13 protein-coding genes are annotated in these 20,714 nt (G+C 54.2%); all 13 read right to left on the minus strand.

The window, feature by feature from the left end; translation table 11 throughout:
• Position 1: 1 nt before the first annotated feature.
• The 13 genes from JIF53_RS12695 to JIF53_RS12755 all read right to left on the minus strand — a co-directional run bounded on the left by JIF53_RS12695 (position 2) and on the right by JIF53_RS12755 (position 20,543).
• Positions 2–6,448, minus strand: a complete 6,447-nt coding sequence (locus JIF53_RS12695) for a DEAD/DEAH box helicase (protein ID WP_199452642.1) — start codon at positions 6,446–6,448, stop codon at positions 2–4.
• A 120-nt stretch (positions 6,449–6,568) separates the two neighbouring features.
• Positions 6,569–7,048, minus strand: coding sequence for a PIN domain-containing protein (locus JIF53_RS12700; RefSeq protein WP_199452644.1), 480 nt, complete (start codon positions 7,046–7,048; stop codon positions 6,569–6,571).
• Positions 7,029–8,096: a helix-turn-helix domain-containing protein gene (locus JIF53_RS12705; RefSeq protein ID WP_199452646.1), complete on the minus strand. Its 1,068-nt coding sequence runs from the start codon at positions 8,094–8,096 to the stop codon at positions 7,029–7,031. The genes JIF53_RS12700 and JIF53_RS12705 overlap by 20 nt, the downstream gene beginning before the upstream one ends.
• 72 nt (positions 8,097–8,168) lie before the next feature.
• On the minus strand, positions 8,169–10,412 hold the full coding sequence (locus JIF53_RS12710) for a GmrSD restriction endonuclease domain-containing protein (RefSeq protein WP_199452648.1): 2,244 nt from the start codon (positions 10,410–10,412) through the stop codon (positions 8,169–8,171).
• A gap of 66 nt (positions 10,413–10,478) precedes the next feature.
• Complete coding sequence (locus JIF53_RS12715) at positions 10,479–11,597, minus strand: HNH endonuclease (RefSeq protein ID WP_199452650.1); 1,119 nt, start codon at positions 11,595–11,597, stop codon at positions 10,479–10,481.
• Entirely contained in the window at positions 11,594–12,301 is a 708-nt protein-coding gene (locus tag JIF53_RS12720) for an OmpA/MotB family protein (protein ID WP_199452652.1), read from the minus strand. The genes JIF53_RS12715 and JIF53_RS12720 overlap by 4 nt, the downstream gene beginning before the upstream one ends.
• 9 nt (positions 12,302–12,310) lie before the next feature.
• Positions 12,311–13,933, minus strand: a complete 1,623-nt coding sequence (locus JIF53_RS12725) for a MotA/TolQ/ExbB proton channel family protein (RefSeq protein WP_199452654.1) — start codon at positions 13,931–13,933, stop codon at positions 12,311–12,313.
• 112 nt (positions 13,934–14,045) lie between these two features.
• Positions 14,046–15,080, minus strand: a complete 1,035-nt coding sequence (locus JIF53_RS12730) for a hypothetical protein (RefSeq protein WP_199452656.1) — start codon at positions 15,078–15,080, stop codon at positions 14,046–14,048.
• 10 nt (positions 15,081–15,090) lie between these two features.
• Entirely contained in the window at positions 15,091–15,429 is a 339-nt protein-coding gene (locus JIF53_RS12735; RefSeq protein WP_199452658.1) for a hypothetical protein, read from the minus strand.
• A 57-nt stretch (positions 15,430–15,486) separates the two neighbouring features.
• Positions 15,487–16,518, minus strand: coding sequence for a patatin-like phospholipase family protein (locus JIF53_RS12740; RefSeq protein WP_199452660.1), 1,032 nt, complete (start codon positions 16,516–16,518; stop codon positions 15,487–15,489).
• Positions 16,515–17,426, minus strand: coding sequence for a diguanylate cyclase regulator RdcB family protein (locus JIF53_RS12745; protein WP_199452662.1), 912 nt, complete (start codon positions 17,424–17,426; stop codon positions 16,515–16,517). The genes JIF53_RS12740 and JIF53_RS12745 overlap by 4 nt, the downstream gene beginning before the upstream one ends.
• Positions 17,423–19,891, minus strand: a complete 2,469-nt coding sequence (locus tag JIF53_RS12750) for a dynamin family protein (protein WP_199452664.1) — start codon at positions 19,889–19,891, stop codon at positions 17,423–17,425. The genes JIF53_RS12745 and JIF53_RS12750 overlap by 4 nt, the downstream gene beginning before the upstream one ends.
• 34 nt (positions 19,892–19,925) lie before the next feature.
• The gene (locus tag JIF53_RS12755; RefSeq protein ID WP_199452666.1) at positions 19,926–20,543 is read right to left on the minus strand and encodes a hypothetical protein; all 618 of its coding nucleotides are present in this window, start codon (positions 20,541–20,543) and stop codon (positions 19,926–19,928) included.
• Positions 20,544–20,714: the final 171 nt, after the last annotated feature.

The raw sequence follows: 20,714 nt of genomic DNA on the forward strand, positions 1-20,714 counted from the left end.
CTCAGGCTCCCGATTCCAATTCATTCATGGCAGCAACCAACTCTTCAACCGAAGTACAGACCCGCCATCCATCCGCTTCCAGGTGTGGCCCCGCCGCCACCTGATCCTCAATGTCCTCAAGCAACAAAGCAATCTTCGCATCAACAAACATCAGCTCTGCTTCACCAACCACTTCATCCAGCTCGCCGGCAACCACAGCCTCAGCCACCAACGCCTCATCAGGCCAGTTTGCCGAATGAGCGTCCAGCTTCAGGCGGAGCTCTTCCTCTAGATTTTCAAACCAGGCGGGAGCCTGCTCGCGCTTTTCAGGCTTGTCATTCTGGGCCTGGGTCTTACCCCACTCGAGGCCGGCGGCTAGGCCGCTGTTTTTGGAGTCGGGAGTCCAGGCGTAGAACACGGGCAGGAACTGGAGGAAATTGACAGCACTCCAGAATCGCTGCCACTGATAGCGGGCCTGGTCTTCGCTGCCTTTTTTCAACGTGTAACTGGCGGAGACCATCGCTTTGTTCAGGTCAAAGGTTTTGAGCAGATCCGGGCCGGCCAGCAAGCTCAGAGAGATCGCCGCTGCAGCCTTCTCGTCCGTCAGATCCACCGTGGCAGCCAATGCAGCCGGATCTGGTGTCAGGTCAGTGAAACTTGCTGGCAGTCCGTTCAGGCTGTCCAGAACGCCCGATTTAACGGAGGGGTCAGCAATCGAACGCGCCGGCAGGCACTGCAGCAGGAAAAACAGCGCCTGCTGGCTCAGCAACGTAACATCTTGCTCAGTGAGTAAGTGCATCAGCAAGTCAAAGGTGCTCTTGTTCAGGTGTTGTGCCGTGTTATTTACCCCAGCCACTTTGGCCAGCCCGGCGATCGCCTGGTGATGTTGCTCTGGCGAGGTCATGCCCAATGGCAGGGGCACATCCATAGCCTTGTCGCCCATCACTTTGTTTACGTCGTACCAGTTCAAGGTCCACACCACAAAACCGGCGCGCATCAGGGCCTGGCGTTTGAGCAGGTCTTCGCTGGCCTTATCACCATGGAACTTGTATCCATCCAGGAAAACAGCGACCGGCAGCAAGCCCGTGCGCACGGGCCAGAGCACGAAATCCGGCTTGCTGGCGAACTGAACGCCCTCCGCCATGCTCAAATTCACCTGGGGCTCGATTTCATAGGCCAGGTCACCAATGGTCAGCCGGTAACCGCTTTTGCCACGGATAATATCCTTGCCTACCCGCACTTTGTGGTTGCCCACGCAGTCTTCGCCGGAGAATCGCGCCAAGGCCTCTGGAAAACGCGCCTCCAGCTCGGAGTCGATCCAGGGATTGCCACCCAAAGCACTCAGGCCCTGTTTGTCCTGAACCCACTGATGGTCGCCGTCCACAATATCCTTGAGCATCTCCAGAGCCAGCGCCTTGCTGGTGCTCTCCATGCCGTAGGCATTGCGATACTCCAGCAGGCAGCGATAGCAGCCGTCCATGGTGTTCTGGTAGCAGTCACATGCATCCATCACCTCATAGGCTTTGCGGAATACCTCCTGCATGTTCTCGACACGGCTCAGCAGCTCATGCAGGTAACCCGTGCCACCGGGCACGGAATCGTAAAGCACGATAAAGTGCCTGCGTTCGTCAGTTTCACCCACCGGTTCGCTCTGGTACGCCACCCGCAGGTGGTCCACTTTGCCGCCAAACCGGCGCTTAAGGCCTAACTGCAGGGCTGCTACAAAGGAATTCACCTGCTCCTCGGTGCCACCGGTCGACAACCGGGGCAGCAAAATTCGCAACGCCTCAGAGGAAAACTGGCGGTACAGGTACAGGCAGTTTTCAAGGCCAGTGTCTTCCTTGCCGCCAGGCAACTTCTTGGGCCCACGAGCATAGCTGCAAGACTTCAGGTGTTCCGCTTCTTTCTTGCCCTTGGCTGCGGCTTTGGTCTGCACCGAACCGCATTCGCGGCAGATGGGAAAACCCGCGCGCTGAATGTGCTCACCGGCCACATCGAAGTACATCTCTTCCCCTTCCCGGCGGCCAAAATTGACCTCCAGGAACCGGGCGGAACGGATAAACTCAAAACCGAAAGGCTTGTCTTTGTCGTCCAGCACCCAGGTGATCGGCACGTCAGACGGCTTGAAATCAATCAACATCTGCTTATTGAAGAACACCGGTTCCCGGTCATCCGAGCGGTCATCCAGAATCGCGTCCCTGGCGTTGGTGAACGCATAAACCTGCGTCATCTTCAGCATCTTGGTGCGGGCGCTTTCATCGCCCCACTGATTAGTGTGACAACGGGGGCAGGTTTTGGCGCTGAAGCCGGCATCCGGCTCATCGGCCGGCGCGGAATAATGGCATCGCGGGCAAAAACGCCAGTCCTGAATGTTGCGGCCCTTGGCGGTTTCCACCCGGGTCACCTTCACTTTGCGGTTGCCCGCATAGAACACCGATTCCGGTGCCAGCTCCGTCAGCGCTGCCTGGGCCGGGCGCTGGTATTCGTATTCGCGCTTCACGAACTCGTTTTCGGCACCATCGCCGCCCGCGCCTTTCTCGGAACGGAAAATCACCGAATGCAGCGTCGCGCCCTCTTCCGGGAAGGCGTAGTTGGGCAGTAAACCTTCGTCGGTGAAGAAGTTCAGGGTCTCGCGCTTGTTCAGACGAATGCGCATGCCACGATACCCGGCCGCTTCCCGCTCCAGTTCCAGAATCTCTGCCTGGGTATGCTCGTCTTGGGGCTGTTTGCGCAGCTTTTCCAGCTGTTTGTCCAGGTTCTTGATGGTCGTGGCCATGCGGTTACGCTCATCGGCAACCAACTTCAGGCGCGCGATAAGGTACAACTCCAGGCGATCTTCATCGTACTGCGGCCCGCCGAACAGATATTGGCGCAGCAACTCCAGGTCATCCCCGCTCAGCTCCGTGGCCACATGGCTACTGAAACCGTCCCAGATCTCCTGCATATTGTGTTTCAGGTAATTCAGCAGGGTGTATGGAAAACGATCTTCCTGGGCCTTTTCCACCGCATCCAGTACCGGCTGCATGGTGTGCGGCACCTGATTGTCCCCGCTCGCCCAGCTCGTCCAGCAATCCATGGTGTAGGCCAGTAATTGTCGGCGCAGCACGTGGCGGGCTTTCAGGAACACCGCCGGTGGTTCCACCGGGGTGTCCAGCATCCGGCCCGGGTCTGCGTAGAACACCAGGTCATGGGGACGGCCGTTGGCCACCGTCAGCACAAAGGAATTGCCATCGCGGCGGCCACCCCGGCCCACCCGCTGCAGGTAGTTGGCCTGGGCCGGTGGCACAGAGCACAGCAGCACACTGGACAGGTCACCAATATCGATACCCATTTCCAGCGTAGGCGTGGCAGACAGCAGGTTATATTCCCAGGGCTTTTCGCCTTTGATAAAGCTGTTTTCGACCCGAACCCGTTCACTGGTGGCCAGCAGCCCGGTATGTTCGTGGGCAATCACCCGGTGGATTTCGCCATGCCGATACAGGTTCCGGTACAACGTATTGCGCACAGGTACCACGTTTTCATACAACAGCTCCGGCCCGGCCGCACTGATCATTGGCAGCCCGAGCCAGCCACGAGCTTTACCTGCCGGCACGTGCACCGGGCGGTAGCCTTCACACTCCACCGCCTGAATATCCGTAGCGATAGTCAGCACTTCCGGGTTCAGGGCCCAGAGTTTCACGCCGCGTTCGTTGGTTTCGGTTTGCACCATGCCGGCGCTGGCTAACGCATCTAGTGCAGCGGCAAGCACGTGTTCCAGTTGCTTGCGATCCGCCATGGCATCCGGGTTTAGGCAACTCAGCCAGTTCTCATACCAGGAGCGCGAGGCGTTGTTATGGCTCAGCGGCTCATAACCTTCCGCTGTAGCAAGCGCCGGATACCGGGGCCTGGGCGATGAAGGGCCCAAAGGCGGAGCATAATCCACAAACTTGAGCAGGTAGCTCTTGCCGGATTTCTCCCGGTAAAAGGCCAGGTCTTTCAGCCCGAAAGCCCCCAGATTCACCATGTGCTGAACCAGCCCGGTCATCAGGCCCGCAGCCGCCTCTTTATCAATCCGATAACCCAGCGTGTTATCAGCAACCTCGCGCCACGAAGCCGCTGCACGGGCCACGGGTTCCGCCGGCCAGTCCAGCGCGGCGATGCCCAAGCGGTTAAGAGAACGCCCCACCTGAGACCGCCAGCCCAGATCCTCCAGCACCTGCCACAACATGCGCCCGCGAATCAGCTTGAGCAACCGGGCAGGGTCGCGCACTTCTCCGGTGGTTTCAAAATGCTCGAACTCGGCGGTAAAACGCTTGTCCGGTGGCATGAACTCGCGCAGGTATATGGCAAGCTCCAATCGCCCCTGGTGTTCGCCATGGTTCAGCCAGTAAGCCTCGAACAGCTCCGGCAACTGCAGCAGCGGAGCCGGCTGCGGCTGGTTTTCAAGAAGCTGGGTCAGCGCCATGCGCACGTTGTTCTGCCAGGTACGCGCCGCGAAGAAACCCGCACGGTGGGTTGCATCCTGCACGGAGTCGCTGAAGGTGAGCAGCTTGCGATCGTCGTTATCACGACTGCTGAACAACTGGTGAATGGCCACCGCACTCAAACTAGCGGCCCGGGCACCAAATACCACCAACGAAGATTTAGCTGAGCAATACGGGCAATCGTGTTCGTGAACCATCCGATTCACATTGTCCCGCTTCACCTCCTTTAGCTGATGCGGCTTGCTCACTCGCACCAGAGCCTCGTTCCCGGCCTGGCAGCCCTTACACTCACCGGAATAATCCGCAGTTGCGGTGCGGCCGCAGTCCCGACACACCCGGAAATTATCCAGGTGCATGCCAGCCGGAGATATTCCCGCTCCCTGTTGCCAGGGCAGCAGCAAAGCTGTTTCCTCGTGGTTTCCAAAAAACGCGCTATAGATATTCTGCAGCTCCGTTTCTACCACCTGTTCAGAAACGTGGCTCTTCTCCATGCGAGTCAACCAGGCGGTACCATGACATTCACGGCACTGCACCAGCGGCAAGCGCACCCGGTGCTGATCTTTCGGAGGTTTGTCATCACCGAATGCCAGCAGTGGCGGCAAAACCGAAGAATGGCCGTTTCCAGCATCCTCCTCAACCGCCAGCCCGAGAGGCTTAGGCTCCCGCAATGTCCCGACAATACGCCGCAATTCCCGTGACCAAAGCTGCAAACGCAACTGCACGAAAGGCCGGCCCACCTCATCCCGGGCATGGGAAAGTAATGCCAGCAACGCGATCAGAGCCTGATCCGGCTGGCGCGCGAACAAAGGTGGAATTTGCGAAGCCAGCTTCTGTACCAGCTCACGGAATCGCGGCGTGCCCTGCCCCAGCTTCAGCTGCCTTAGCAAATTCGCCAACTGGCCATGCTGCTTGAGTTCCCTGCCCAGCTGAATCCTTCCTTCTTTGGAATCCAGCGACACTTCCGGCTGCTTGCTGAAATACAGGTCGTAAGCTTTGACCAGGTAAGCCTGCAACCCTTCGTTCAAAGCAGCGGAAAGATCATCCGGCCCAATTCGATTGTTCAGACCCAGATAGGCCAAATTATCGAGAAACTCCGAATCACTCTGCCGCTGCTCGGCAATCACCGAATCACGCCGGAACGGGCTTGAGAAAATATCCGAAGCATAGGCAAGCAGGCCATTAATGCTGTCATCACCACCCAAGGTGGCGGATGTACCCGCACATACAAGCTGATCAGGCTTCAAATCAAACCGGGCGCGCAACCGGCGGATCAACAACGACAAATCCGTGCCCTGGGCGCCATCAAAGGTATGCAGCTCATCCACCACCAGATAGCGCAGGGTATCCGGCCCGTTATGGGCCCACAGCTTCTGGTCCTGCGGGCGCATCAACAGGTAATCCAGCATCTTGTAGTTGGTGAGCAGGACATCCGGCGGGTTATTACGCAGGGTTTCCTTGTCGGTAATTACCTGATCCGGCCCCATGGCCTTGGTGCCCTGGCCATCGCCACCCACAAACAGCCCTACGCGCAGGCCTTTTAACGTGGACTGCCGATGAATCTCCGCAGCAAAGCGCTTGGCCTGATCCGTTGCCAGCGCGTTCATCGGGTATATCACAATAGCCTTGATGCCCGGCGCGGCCGCACGCTGGCAGTGGTCCAGAACCGGATACATAAAACATTCGGTCTTACCGGAACCGGTGCCGGTAGCTACCAGGGTATTTGCAGCACGGCGATCTGAAGCCAACCTCTGCCAGGCCTGCTCCTGATGGGCATAAGGCGGGTGTTCGGTTTCAAAACTTTTGAAGAAATCCTGGCCAGAAGAGCCGGTCAGAAAAGGCAGGCCAACAGAAACGTAAGGCCCTTTGATAAACGCCTCACCGTCTTGCTGCTCCTCCACCAGGCGGCGGAACTCCCCCTTGAAGGGATCGGTCTCGGTTTCGTAACCGGTAACGATGAATTCACGCAGGGCTGCTGAAACTTCCGTGGCCAACAAACCGGGGATCATGAGGGCTCCGTGGGTGGTTACTACAAGATAGTAACCTTAGCTTAGATTCAGAAATATGTCTTTGTTTTGAATGAGGTATAGCTGAAGGCTCGGGGCCAAGACAACAACATCTCTATTGCTTCAAAGAGCCTCCAGCCGCTGCAAAGCAAGAGCCCAAGGCAATCTGCGCCCACTATTTTTCATCCGTTGGTAGGCATTTCTGGCCTGATCAATAGTAACCACAGAGTGAATGACCAGTTGCTCGACAACCCACAAGGTTCCATTGACCAATATCGCCTCTTTCTCAGCAGCTTTCCTCAGGGCCTTGTCACCTGTCAGCAGTGGACATCTTTCCTGACGGGCCAGTGCCAGTGCAAAGCAATCGTTTCGGCTGGGGCCATTGTATTTCCGGGTGTATTCGAAGGCTGCACGCATTCCCTTCTCATCCAGTTCCCCCAATCCCAAGCCAAGATCTACCAGGTAACCATGCTGGTCCTCCAACTCCTCGTAGAAAAGAATATCCGGCACCCGGAATTCATACGGAAGGCCGAAAAGCTGCCTCAGTAACCCACCCTCTTCAAGGTCAATAAGGATGTTTGCATCACTGATCAACAACTGCATCGAACGCCTCCAACTTCCGCATCTGATGGAACTGCATCAAGGGAAGTTTGAGAAGCTCTGCGGCCTTTGACTCACCAACAATTCCCTCTGCCAGCGCACGATAAACGAGCTGTTGAAATAGAATGGTGCTCTCCTGAGGCACCTGATCTCCGGGTTCCTGCTTTCGCCATCCCGCCGCTGAAAATCGTTTGATTAACTTATCAAACAAGCTATCGGAGATAATCTTGAGCACTTTGAGGCGATACAGACACGCCTGCATGCTCAGGCCATACTCATGCTTGAGCATGTACAGCTCACGAACCTCGATACTATGGCGAGATTCGCCTATCTGCTCGCGCACACTCTCGGCTGGTAAAAGGAACGCAGACGCAAAGAGGTTGCACGCCTTCTCCTCATCAAGATCTGGCGATAACCGTTCTTCCAGAAGTAGATGGCCCAACTCATGTGCCAGCGTGAACCGCTGCCGGTCACCATGCCACTGATTAGAGACGACGATTAATGGCTGCCCGGCTACGGTTGCCTGCAAACCATCAAACTTGCCAGCCACATCAACATCGGTAGTGATCACCAGAATGCCCTTGGACTCCAGAACATCAATGACCTCCGGCAGCGGATTCAGGCCCAGCTTCCAGCTGCGGCGAACCTGGTTGGCAACGCTTTCCAGCTCAGCGTAATCGGTTATTCTCTCAGGCAATCCCTCAACACCCGAAAACCCGGCAACCGGAAACTCGGGCCACAGGTCAGCAAGTTCCTGCCAACGCTCGGCCTGATCGAGAACATCTGCTTCGATTCGTTTGAGCTCAGCTTTAGTGGTACTGGCACGTTTTCGATACTCAACGCGATTAAACGATACCCGAACTGGACGGAAGAAGTATTCTGAGCGGACACCGAGGGCACGAGACAAGCGAATAAGCACAGGAGAAGTCGGCATACTATCGTCATGCTCGTACTTCTTGATCATGTTCGCACTTACCCCAACCTGCTCCCCCAAAGCCTTCATTGAAAGGCCAGCAGCAGCCCGGGCGCGTTTCAAGCGGTCACCAATCATAGAATCACCGGTTTACAAAACTAAATTAACTTTAGTAATCGTAAACCTTCCCAGGTGTGATTGCCACCTCAACTAAGACCTCTCCAAAGCCACCTCCAACAACTTAGGCAACTCCACCACCTCCTCAAGGGAGAATAACCGCCAGCCCTGGGCTGCCAGCATTGCACGCTGGGGTGCCCTTTCTGCCGACACCCACACAGCAACCCGCTGATCATCCCACACAAACTCGAACTCACCGGCTACCTCACCGGTATCCATCTGGATCTCAGCGCCGCACTCAGGCGCAGGCAGCTCGCTCTTCAGAATATGGTTCACTACCGGAATGGCAGCCTCTTCAACCTGCTGCGCCCAATCAGGCAGGCCATAATGTAGGTCACCAAGTACCTTACGGGCAGTATGAACCCGGAAGCTCTCGGCATCATCAAACACCTGAAATCCCGCATTAGTCGCCAGTTTAAAGACATCCATCTCCTCATTGAGAATCAATGCAACCGGGTCGGACAAACCCTCCTGCAAACCTTCCGGCCAGGCAAGATCCAGAAAAGCCTTCAGTTCACCTGTATCCGGGTCTCTCAACTCGAACTCCTTATCTCCCGACGGTAGGCCCCGCTCCGTAATCCAGGCATTCATCTCATCCAGAAGCTTCTCCTCCTGCTCATCCGCAATTCCACCCGGAGCAGATTCGCCCTGCTCTACAACCTGATATTCAGGAGCTTCTTCGTCCGATGGCAGGTCATACAAAGTATCCAGAAAACGATTAGCCGCTTCAGCCAGCAGTGCCTGGCGCTGGCGCAGGAACTCCATATAGTTTTCCGGCTTACGTAGCTCCGGATCTTGAGGAATCCACTGACTGGCGAGGGCACCCGGGTGCTGACCCTCCACTTCGGGGAAATAGTCCCGGGGTGGCCGGTTACTGATCTTCAGGTTGCTGCTCTTGGTCAGAAAGCAGAAGTTGCCCAGGGCGTTGACCGCCTTCTTGTCGTCATGGCCGTTTTTCTTGAGGTAATCCCGCGGGAAAACATGGTGAACTTCCAGGGATGTGTTCTTGCCCAACAACCCTTTTTTCAGCGGAAGGCCCGAGCCCCAGTCCTGTGCTTCGCCAACCCGGGTCAGCATGTAGAGAATGGAATAGAACCGGTTGCCGCGGCTCCAGCCCGTGAAGTGCTCAGGTCGAATACGCAGGTTGCCTCGCCACAGCTGCAACTCCCGGATGAGCGCGTCCAGCCCTTCCTCCGGCCCGGCGTCCAGCAGGATATTCAGATCTCGGGAGAGCACACTCTCAGTGGAACCGGAATAACGACCCCAGATGGCAGTTTGCACATACCAGAACAGGATCTTGTTCTGAGTTGCATGGCCCTGTGCAGCGCCACCGGCATCATCCAGGAAACGCGCCAGAATCGGGAAAGCGAAGTGGCCGGTCAGCACCTGCTGATGGTCGAGGCCTAACCGGGCACCGATCAAATCGAGAACTGTGTTGATATGATTAATAGCTCGCTGCAGCGAACTGTTGAACGATGGCGCATCAAGGTCATGGAGAGCCACGAAGCGCGCGTCGCCAGTGGCAATCGTAGTCACACTGCGTAACAACCAGTCCAGCGTGAATGCAAAACCCGCTGCGTTCCATTCGTCCAGAGCCTTGCGCATGCGGGACCGGGCATCCGGCTCAACCGAGCAGATCCGAGCCAGGGCCAGGTCACCCTTGGATAGCTTGCGGCCACCACTGTTTACCCGGTTGAAGATGTCCACCACCACATCCAGAGTCATTTCCGGGCCGGAGACGTCTTCGATGTGAACATCAATCTCACGGATATCCCGCAGCCGGTTAAGGCGATTGCCACAGTGAGTTGTGCGCTTGAAATCCTGGGTGGATTCCAGAATCTCCTCAAGAATGGTATCCACGCCCTCTTTCATCAGACGCGTCACATCCACCCACAGCGGATTGCCCTGCATCTTCGAAGCCATGTAGAAGGAGAACTCTTCTGTTTCCGCATGGAAATACAGCCCCTTGAAGGCATTGGCATCGCCGTCAAAAAAAGCAGGGGGCTCACCCTTGATAATGCCGTACAACGAGGTCATTCGCTGCTGGCCATCCAACAACATCTTCACCTGTTGCCCAGACGCCAGCGCACTGGTCCCCCTCCCCTGCGCCTCAGAAGAGTCCGTGATCCAGGCGAGCAAGCTGCCCACCGGATAGCGTTTGTACAAAGACCGCACCAGGCCACGAACCTGATCCCGGTTCCAGACGTAGCCTCGCTGAAACTCCGGCAGGGCAATCTGGCCGATTTCGATTTGATCAAGGAGGGTGGAGATTTTCATGTTACATCCCGTGTCAGTTTATTTTGATCAAGAGGTACTCAGCCTGCTTGATCTGAAGAATCATGCTTACCGCTTCTCCCTAAACTCCCGAAGAGCCACCTCAAGCGTCTTGGCCTTCCAGCCCAGCCCTTCCAGAACCTTCTTCTCCGCATCGTCAGCAACAATGCCGTCTTTAGCGTGTGGCCACGCAATCTCAACTTCCGCCACAACCGCTCCGTTGGCATCCGTTATCTCATAACCAATTTCCGGCTTACCGTCCCCGGCACCTTTCAGGTAACGTAAAAGCCCGTCATAGGGTGGATCCACCAGTTTGTACAGATCGTCCCAGTCAGCCGCACTGCCCAATATGCCCTGCTCTTTGCGGAGTCGCTGGATCAGCGCCATATCCTTGCTCTTGATCGACATATAGTCGTGTAATGGCTGCTTTCGGTGGCAGTCAGCACATAGAGCCTGCAGATTGCTTTCCTGATTATTCCGTTTGTTGCCATCAATATGATGAGTATGCAAAAGATACTTATTTGAACTGAGGTCCAGTCGGCAGCTCTCGCAGCGATAGTCTTTGCTGGCCCTGAAGTTTTCCGAGATCTGCGGCCAGTCCGGCGCATAGCCCTCTTTGCGCTCAATAAACGAGCTGGGCAAATAACGAAAAAGCGTGCTGTGTTCGGCGAAGAAATCCTTAAGGCTAAAGCTACGCCGAATCTCTGTTTGCCGCCGGGGGTCTGTCACATAGCCCCGGTAATTGAGGTGCTTGAGGCAGTTAATACAAACCTGAAGCCTTGCAGTGCCCTCAACACTCTTTTGAGTAAACATCGAAAAACCAAAAACTTCGAATTCGCCCGTCACATTCACCACTGCACGATAGCGCTGGAACCTGTTCTTCTGGCGCATCTGCTCCAGCGTAGTGCAGTCCGCAACGTGCACCCTTCTACCGGTACTTCCATCTTGCAGCACTCCATCAACATTTCGGCCATGATCCGGAATATAAAGAACAACCTGGGCACCGTTACAACTAAGAAGGCCAAACTCGGTATCCACCTCATCAATCGTGACATCTACCCCTTTCTTCGATGTCACGATTTCAGGAAGCGGAGTCTGAATGCGATGATTCAGGGAGTACTCACGCTTGCTGCCTCCCATCTTGTTAACCTGAGCCCACAGTGCATCAACCGGAAACCGCAGTTTCATCCATCAATCTCCAGAATCTGCTTTATCCGAATATCCGCATTGGAGATAACCCGAAAGGTAACCCTTCGGCTTTTCTCAAAGTTCTCGGCGCCTTGAGAATTCAGCACTGGCTTCGCAGATGAAAAACCAACAGCCGCCACATGAGATTTGATCCAGTCCTGATGCGGGCTAACCTCCGCCAGCCGATAAACATACTCAAGCACGCTCCGCGTCCGCCCCTGAGAGAGCGCCATGTTCAGGAAGTAGGCATCAGTGGGACTGGTGGAGTTGTTCCAGACACTGCTGGTGTGCCCTTCAATTCGCACCTCATTGATAGAATCTTTGAACTGATTCAGTACTTCCATATAGCGCGGGAAAAAGTCGGAAAGTAGCTCCTGGTAGTCGTCACTCAGCTCAATCTTTCCCCTCGCGAACAGAACCTCTGGCGAGTTGAACGTAAACGTGAGGGTGTCTTTATCGATCTCTGCGTCCCAGCGAGGAAGGTCCTCAGAGAACTCCCCTATCAATGCTTGGTAGATATTCACCTGGGTTTCCTGATAGGCCACCGCTACTTCCTTAATCCGGTCACGCTCAATCAACGCGTCGCGCATCAGGGCAATCGCGATGAACAGAAACACCACCATCAAACCTGCCATCAGGTCCGACACCGAAAGCCAGTGGTTCTCTTCCTGCTCGGAAGCCTTGGGTTTCAAAAACTCAGCCATTTCGATTCCTTACGCAGACTGAGTCCGGACAACACGGTTCATTTCCTGTACCAGGCCTTGGTAGTCCTCTGTGAACTTGCCAGTAATCGACACCAGCGCCTGCCCCATCTGCTCCATTGAACGGTTAATCTCGGTTTGCAGAGCCTGGTCCAGAATCTCGACACTGCCCTCAACAGACTCCGCGCTCTTGCGCATCGCTTCTTCCATTGACTGTTTCAGGCCAGCAATCAGACCCTGAACCTGATTGGCTTGCTGATCCGCCATCTGCTCCAGGCTGTTAACCAGCTGATTACGCATAGACTCAAGGCCGGTTTCGAAGCTTTCCCGGCTGCGAGCTGCCTCTTCAACCACAGCCCTACCAGAATCACGAAGTGCTTCTGAGATCGATTTGTTCTGCTCGTTCATATCAGCCACGAGGTTTCGGAAGCTGTTATTCAGCTCTTCACTCAGGTCTTTCAACAACTCACCGGTTTGCTCTGAACTCTTCTGGATAACATCCGACGCGCTGACCAAAGACTGGTTGGCACTGAATGCGCTTTCCTGGAATTCACTCGCACTCTGAGAGATCGACTCCTTCAGGGCCTCACTGGTTTTGGTGATTCCGTCGGTCAGCATTTTCGAGGCGCTTTCAACGCCTTCAACCGTCAGCCCAATCTGCTCCTTCAACTGCGGAACCGCCTCAACCGCCTTGTCCCGCACATCCTTGAACGCATCCAGGTGCCGGCCCAGCTCTTGAATCTGATGCTGGTTCACCGTCATCACCTCACCAAGCCGGTTCATGGATTCAGGAATCTGGCCCGCATTCTCCCGAATGCTGGAAACCGCCGTTTGGGTTTCCGTAATCGCAGTAACGCCCTGGGCGTACTGCTTGGTCATGTCATCCAGCTGGCCTTTATAGTTATCCTGCCACTCAACCAGCTTCTCAACCGCTTCATTCAGCTGTTTGAAGTTATCGCCAAACTGCTCGGTCAGATTCTGGTTGAAGTCAGTAATCACCTGGCGGAGCGCATCGATCACCGCCTCAGTCGCGGACTTCGACATCATATCGGCAAAATCCTGAAGCTTGATCCAGAGCTTTTCCTGAAACTCGCCGAATTCCTTGCGGGACTGCTTTTCAGCATCGTTCACATCAGAGCGGAGTAACTTCATCTGGCCGGTCAGGCTGGACTCATCGCCACTGCCAATGGCCTGATTCAGCGCGGAAATACCCTCACGCTGCTCAACCATTACGCCATAAAGTTCTGCGGCACCTATCTGGTCTTCATCGATCTCTTCCGTGGCCGCCACGGTCAGGATCCCTGTGGACACCAGGACTTTGTAAACGATGGACAGGAGCATACCGGCCAAACTGGTGATAAAAGCGGTTTTCATCCCGGACAACAGGCCCTGGATGCTGCCATCAATGTCTTGAACGTCGAAAGCCAGGAGGCCGGCAACAATACCGAAGAAGGTCCCCAAGATACCCAGCGTTGTTAGCAGTGTTGGTGCGTACTGGGTGAAAGGATGATGTTTGTTACCGCGCTTCCAAACACACGACAACAAAAATACAGCCAACAAAAGGCCAAGAAATACATCGGTAACCAGACCAATCTCAACAGACGCTACCGCGTTCTCCAGAGGTGCCGAGAACATAAGAACTCCATATCTTCGAAGTTAGATACAACGCAGCTTCAAATCCTTCGAAACAACATGCTCATCCTGAGCCCAGCAATTCATTCACACACTGAATACCTTTAAGACAACCCTAAATAGCCGGCATTAATACACCCTCATTACCGCGCCTTTCCGGCTCCGGCCGCAAATACTTATCCGGCAACACCACGGAATTAAAAACCTGCACACATAGCGGCTTCACCCTCTCAAACCGAGCCTCGGCGCTCTCATAATCACTTTCGAGTGCACCGGCAGAGCACTGCACAGAAATCATGCGGTCGTGATAGAAGAACGAGTATTGCCGCATTTTTTGGTACACAGCCATCCCTGCTCGCTCCATCAGTACATCGAAATCCATGAAGTAACCCGGCAACCCCTCAACCGACACCATACCGTAATCCAGCAAAACGCCACCTTCCGGAACAAGCCCCTCTATCTCGCCTGATTGCATCATCTCCGCGACACCTGCGCGGGTTACGGAAACACCCTCAGTCCCTCTAACCTGGAGCATAATCAGCTCCATGCCTGTGCCTGCTTCGCTTTTCCATTTGCGTACGATATGCGGCCGGTTTCCCTCCTGCTCTTGCCAGGATTTCGGCAACTGCAGGTTTAAAATCACACCAAGAGATTTGCCGGTGCCATCAGTGTGGTATCGCTGGCGAAAACCTTTCGTGTATTCCTGCGCGGGGTTATCGCCAAACCTTATAGCCAGCAGGTATTCCAGTGTGGGGCTGTAAATATCGCCCTTGGCTCGGCGGTTACCCACCTCCTCGAGGAACTGCTCTGCAATCTCCCGTGTTATTTCTTGGTGCCCGTTTATTTGTTCTAAATGAGCGTTCAAATCCGAATGGAATTGTTGGAAAAGCTCCTGGCCCATGAACGCAACCATCTTCGGTCGGAGCTTCCCATGAATATCTCCAAACGCTCGCTCAAACGCTAACCTTGCCAGCAAAGCGTCCCGAGCCAGGTCCGGGTACTCACGTGCAATGCGCTCCAGGGACAGTTTCTGGCCCAGCACAAAGCCATAAGCCTCCGCCAGGCCTGGGAGGTTTCCCTGATTCACTTCAATGGCTTTTAGCGGTGTGGCGCATAAAAGCATCCACACCAGAAGTAAGAAACTTCTCATGCCCTATTCCTTACAGGTAGCCAACAATCTGGAAGAACACACCAATATTCGTGAGCACGCCCATCCACCCCAGCACCGTGGCGATCTTGGCCAAAATGGCCCATACCTTCCGGCCCTGGTACCGGGTCGCAGCTCGCCATATACCCAGCAGAACCATCACCTGATAGACAGTCGCTAATGCGAGGACGACAGCAATTGCGCCAATAGATGGCACAATCTGTATGACGACGTTAATAACGATGCCGACCACAACACCGTACAGCCAATAGGTTTTAGCCAGGCCGAAATCGCCGGTAGAGAGTTTGGAGAAAAATCCTTTTTGTTCAGCCGCTTCGGTAATATTGTTCATAGGGATCAATGTCAGTTCCTTTGGTGATTAGTCCTATACTAAAAGTCTTTAACCTGTTTAATCCGAACCCCGCAATCTCCGCATCACTGCCTCCAAAGAAGTACTCTCAAGCCCCTCCGCGTGCTTATCCACCTTGTCCCCAAGCGTTGCATCTGCCTCTCTCAGGCTAGACCTGGCACCAGCGTAACGGGATAACTTGTCCAGGAGCACATCGGAATCTGCACGCCCCTGATCTATCCAGGCTTGGATCTTTTCGCCATCAAAACCCAGCATGTCGAGGCTACTATCCGAAATGCGGCTAGCAGGTCGAACCTCGAGAATAGTTTCATCAGGGAAATCATCCGCACTCCACAATGATCCGTCGCTCAAATGCGAAACAATGATTGCATCAAGGCCCTTATCAAGAAGAGGGGTAATAGGCGTGTTTCCCTGAGCCTTCCTGTAATTTCCCTGCCCTCCATCTGAGTAAATCTCACCCTCCACCTTCCTTGGAGTAAACAAAACAGGTATTGCAGCCGAAGCCAACAATGCCTCACGCTGATCGACTTCATTCAGTGACTGGATATGCCGAAATACAGATTCACGAGTATCGAATCGTTGAAGAAACTCGCCTTTTAACAGGTCCGATAGCGCACCGAGACGCCCACTGTAGGGGTACAGTGAGACAAATAGGTTTTTACCATTGGCCAGATCAGTGGGCGAAAGATAACGATCAAGAATGCGGCTTAATGGTGTGGTTGCGAGAATACCCGAATGATCCGTGGCTCCGTAAATACTCGAAAGAAGACTAACGCCAACTCTGCCAGGGCCAGTAAGACCTGCCGCTGCCAGCATCATGAGATAACGGGGTATCGCTTTTTTATTGACCTCAAGGACCCCCTCTTCCGCAACTAGCGCCCAAACTTCATTCAGCCGCTGAGCTGCTATAGCGATATTTGGTGCCGAAGCCACAATACCTCCATTGAGCGAACCAATACTCGCTCCCGACACCATTGCCACCTCAATGCCATGCTTTGCAAGTGACTGCACCATGCCTACCTGGTACGCTCCTTTTGCGCCCCCCCCGGATAGCACCAATCCAATTTTCATACGGCCATCCTGTCAACAAAAAACTCTCTGGTGAACTCTCGTCCTAATCGTTCGGCACTGAACAAATGTGGAACCACTAGTGACTCTGAATCCTGCGGCAGGGCTTCACAAACCATAGAGACATAAGGTGCCTTAACCGACTCAGCCCAATCCGACAATAAAGCCACACTATGGGATAAAACTGGAGCAACCTTTTGATGCCCGCCCGTCGAACCAGCAAACCAATCATCGCGGGGCAACCTTTCCCTCGGCAAGGCCTCAACTGTTTCCGCAAGACAGCTAGCAATCCGTAAGCGCAAGTCCGAGAGCAACTGGTCTGCATCCTTGCCCGGGAACCTCTGAATGTAGAAACCAAAGTCCCCCCACCACAGATCTTCGTACACACTGTAACAGCGCAACAGGATGGGAAGCCCGGCGAGAGCTCCCCCCTTCCACCTCCAGATAACCCGGTCCAGGTGGTGCGCCGCCCGAACCCGAAAATCCACACGCTCAACGGCTTCTGTTAATATCGCAAAACGCTCGGTAACCCGCGCATCAAGCTCAGTAACACGATCCTTAAGGTTCAAAACTTCAAGACCAATTACCTCGGTGTGATTCTGGATATTCCGAAGCTCATCATGAACGAGGCCCAGGGTACGACTGTTATTCGCCAAGGACTCCATCACCAGCGACAAGTCCTCAACAGTTTGCCCAACAACATCCGTAAGCGAGGCGTTGATCTGGTTTTGCCTCCTGGCAGACTCACCCGTAAAGAATGAAACCAGGTCTTTCAAGAAACCCTCGCTCTCTTTTTGCACTCTCGTTTGCTCACGTGCAACGTTCAACCTGCTAACCAGACGAATCGCACACTTGTCCCTTAACGGCGGAAACAGATCGGCTGCCTGCTGCAGTTCAGTTTCTGTAGTCAATGGATACGATCCTTTAACCTGCCGTGGGCATCGGTATGTAATGCCTCAGAGTCTTCCTGCAACGCAGGGAGATCCCGAATCATCGATTTTAACGCTTTGAGCAGCTCGTCCTGCTCATTCTTGCTTTTCTCCTTGTCCGCTACTCCCTGCAGGAGATCTCCGCGCAGCCCCTCAACTTTTTTCTCAAGTTCTCCGAAAAAATCTTCCAGAGAGGTATTAATTGGAACCTCTACATCTTCTCTAACAACGTCATGCCAGCTATTTTCCTGTTGCTCTAATAGCCGATCGGTAATTGTACTCAACTCATCGAGAGACACGCGGAACACGTTTATCTTTTCCTGGTATTCGTCATACCCCCAGTCCGTGCCGAAAATGTTGCCAAAAAAACGCTTTACACCCGCGCCGGCTGAGCTTTGCCTGCGTAGCCGCGTAACCGACTTCTTGTCCTTTTTAATACCATCGCTCATATCCAGTGAGCTCAGCTCAAAGGCAGACGAGTTGATGGTCGATGGCACCTTCAGCGATATATTGAAGCCGTCCTCACCGAGACGCTTACTGACAGCATTCAGGATTTCACCGGATTTTCTGGCGATTTCGGACTCCAACTGGCCATTGAAATGTTGGAAGGTAGAGCTCAAAGCCTCCCTCAACTGCTCACTAAGATCACTGATTGGTACCTCAAGAGCCTGTTCAATCTTGGTCAAAAAAGATTTGGCATCGTCAGCACTGGTAAACTCCAGATCCCGCTCGTTCGGGTCAACAACCTGTTCTTTGGAATTTTCACCTCCAGCGGCCAAAGTACGTTTACCAGCCATCAAATCGCCAAGCGACACTACGGAACGCTTCTTTTCGTCGGAAACCGTATCAATGCCCAGGCGTTCCCGCTCGGCTTTTGTAAGGCTCATGACTTCCTTTTCCCGCGCTACCTGTGCAATCACGCCCTTCTCAAACAAGCTTCGTGTAATGGCCTGACCTTGCTTCTTAGTCTTTGCGAGCGCATCTGAAACGCGACCCCTGAGATCGCCCAACAAATCTTCTGCTTCTTTTTCTTTTTCTTCACGCAGCGCTGTAATCCGCTGGGCATCGCCTCTAAGGGAGTCAATATGTTTCTGCAATTCAGCAGCGGTTTTGCTGAGCGCTGTGTCGCGGCTATTGATAAAGTTAGATAGCCGCTCTGAAAGGTTCACAAGCTTGGATGCAGTAGAGTCCAGCGCATAATAGGCGGCATTCTGATGCGCGGTATGTATCACACGTTCCAGCGGAACCCCGAAGCCGGACTTTTCCCAGAAAAATGCTGCAGCCCTGGATACCGTATCGATATCATCCAGCTTGTCTTCCCAATCCATCCCCAGACAGGTTTGCCCGAACTCTTCCACCCAGGCATTCTCCGGCTGGTCAGGATCGGGAAGGTGCCCATGCTCCTCCAGGCTCTTCTGTGCAAGCTCTGAAATAAAGGCACGATACGCCGACACGGCGAAAATACTCTCGACAGGAATATCGTTATCAAAACGACGGTTAACCATTGTTTTGATACTGTCTTCATCTGGGTCGTTGCGCCGTTTTTCATCAAACCGGTTTACAAACGCATACACCCGCCCCTTCGCCAGAGTTGTCACGGCATTGATCTCATCCTGAAGATCCTGATCGCCTTGTGATTTCAGCTGGTTGTAATTGAGCACAGCAATAACGGCAGAGGCTTTTCGTAATTGGTCACGTAACATAACCTTCAGATGTTTCTGGCCCGCCTCGTTGGGGCCAGGGGTGTCGAGCAAGGTTAGCCGGCCAAGTGCCGCCTCTTTGTCTGAGAGCGCAGCAAACTCAACTTCAATAACCGGCAGCTCGTGCATTTCATCGTAATCGGAAAAGGGAAATTCGAGCTCAAGCACCCGACAGATTCTCACCAAATCGTTTATCGATTTCAGAAACTCAAAAATTCCCGACTGCCCCGAGTATTCCTCACTGACACTCGCTCCCCGTGTCACGAATGCGAGAGCACCCTCTAGTTCCGGCGCCTCCTGAACAATTTGGTCTGTAAGCCCAGGAGTATGGGAAAGAGCCTTGTTAATGGATTCGCACAGGTTATTAATCGGTGCGTTATTGCGGAACAGGAGCTTTGGCTCTTTCATGCCGGGGGTATGACGTATCAGCGTTGGTATCGCCGTCATCGGCGCATTTCGGTTCGGCAGCACCTCTGCCCCCACAATCGCATTGATAGTGGTGGACTTACCCGCCTTCATGGTTCCGACAACCGCCACCACCATATCCATTGCTTCTAACTTGGTTTTCTCGCCCTCGAGCATTTCCAGTGATTGCTGAATTATGCCGGAATCCAACGTCTGCTGATCTGACGAGCCCGCCACAGACACCAGCCCCGGCGTGTCTGAAACCTTTGACAGCAGCGAACTTTCAAGTTGAATTAGCCGAACAGCTTCTTTTCTTAAAACTTCCAGGTTATCTGCGTGCATACTGATCCTTCGATAACGGTTTGCCATGGTGTGCTCAAGACGCAAAAATCTCCCAAGCCACCCGATAGTCCAGTTCCCGATCTGGCCGGAAGAACGGGGGTTTATACTCTACTGTCCGTTCAACAAGCCCCCCGGGCAATGTGTCGTCCGTATAGGTTTTGTAAACGCTGCCTTCCTGCAAATGCTGGATATCTTCCCAGCCGAGGGCGATGTCGTCTTCTTTTCTTTCTGGTGTGTCTATGCAGTAGAAGGTGCCTTCGGTGAGCTCCTTCTTGTTGGCTTTTCTGGGCAGGCCTACGCCGACCAGGCCTTTGCTGGGGGTGAAGACGATGCGGCCGGTTTGGTCGTAGAAGGTTTCGGCTTCGTACTGGCGCATGACGGGGAACTGGACCCGGTAGATGGTGAGCAGTTCTTCCAGCGTGAGGCCGAGGGCCTGGGCGACGAGGACGTCGATTTCGACCAGGGCCTGGCGGCGGGCGTAGTCGGTGCGCAGGGCGTTGTTGCGTTGCCACTCGGGGGTGAGGTTGGCGAAGAAGTCCTGCGGCAGCGCGGCGATGGGTTCGCGAGTGGCCCAGTGTTGTTGGCGGAAGCTATCTTGCCAATTGGATTGCCAGAGGTCGGCGTAGTGATTAGTGAGGCTGATTAAAGACAAACCACGAGCATGCAACGCCGGTCGATAATATGAGATGGACCCATTCAGTTGGACAACCTGATGGTGTCCCTAAGCTATGATCCGGTTGTTTCCCTGGCTCAGGCTGCCAGAGATATGGGTTGCCCGTAGTACACCTCATCGGGCGTTTGGTAATCAAGGGTTTGGTGGTAC

This window comes from Marinobacter sp. bablab_jr008, from assembly GCF_016464145.1.
In the GTDB taxonomy this organism is placed as follows: domain Bacteria; phylum Pseudomonadota; class Gammaproteobacteria; order Pseudomonadales; family Oleiphilaceae; genus Marinobacter; species Marinobacter nauticus.

What these genes read in the sequence shown, in the direction of transcription:
- JIF53_RS12695 (WP_199452642.1), bottom strand. Translation starts at nt 6,448, where the DNA reads ATGATCCCCGGTTTGTTGGCCACGGAAGTTTCAGCAGCCCTGCGTGAA.
- JIF53_RS12700 (WP_199452644.1), bottom strand. Translation starts at nt 7,048, where the DNA reads ATGCAGTTGTTGATCAGTGATGCAAACATCCTTATTGACCTTGAAGAG.
- JIF53_RS12705 (WP_199452646.1), bottom strand. Translation starts at nt 8,096, where the DNA reads ATGATTGGTGACCGCTTGAAACGCGCCCGGGCTGCTGCTGGCCTTTCA.
- JIF53_RS12710 (WP_199452648.1), bottom strand. Translation starts at nt 10,412, where the DNA reads ATGAAAATCTCCACCCTCCTTGATCAAATCGAAATCGGCCAGATTGCC.
- JIF53_RS12715 (WP_199452650.1), bottom strand. Translation starts at nt 11,597, where the DNA reads ATGAAACTGCGGTTTCCGGTTGATGCACTGTGGGCTCAGGTTAACAAG.
- JIF53_RS12720 (WP_199452652.1), bottom strand. Translation starts at nt 12,301, where the DNA reads ATGGCTGAGTTTTTGAAACCCAAGGCTTCCGAGCAGGAAGAGAACCAC.
- JIF53_RS12725 (WP_199452654.1), bottom strand. Translation starts at nt 13,933, where the DNA reads ATGTTCTCGGCACCTCTGGAGAACGCGGTAGCGTCTGTTGAGATTGGT.
- JIF53_RS12730 (WP_199452656.1), bottom strand. Translation starts at nt 15,080, where the DNA reads ATGAGAAGTTTCTTACTTCTGGTGTGGATGCTTTTATGCGCCACACCG.
- JIF53_RS12735 (WP_199452658.1), bottom strand. Translation starts at nt 15,429, where the DNA reads ATGAACAATATTACCGAAGCGGCTGAACAAAAAGGATTTTTCTCCAAA.
- JIF53_RS12740 (WP_199452660.1), bottom strand. Translation starts at nt 16,518, where the DNA reads ATGAAAATTGGATTGGTGCTATCCGGGGGGGGCGCAAAAGGAGCGTAC.
- JIF53_RS12750 (WP_199452664.1), bottom strand. Translation starts at nt 19,891, where the DNA reads ATGCACGCAGATAACCTGGAAGTTTTAAGAAAAGAAGCTGTTCGGCTA.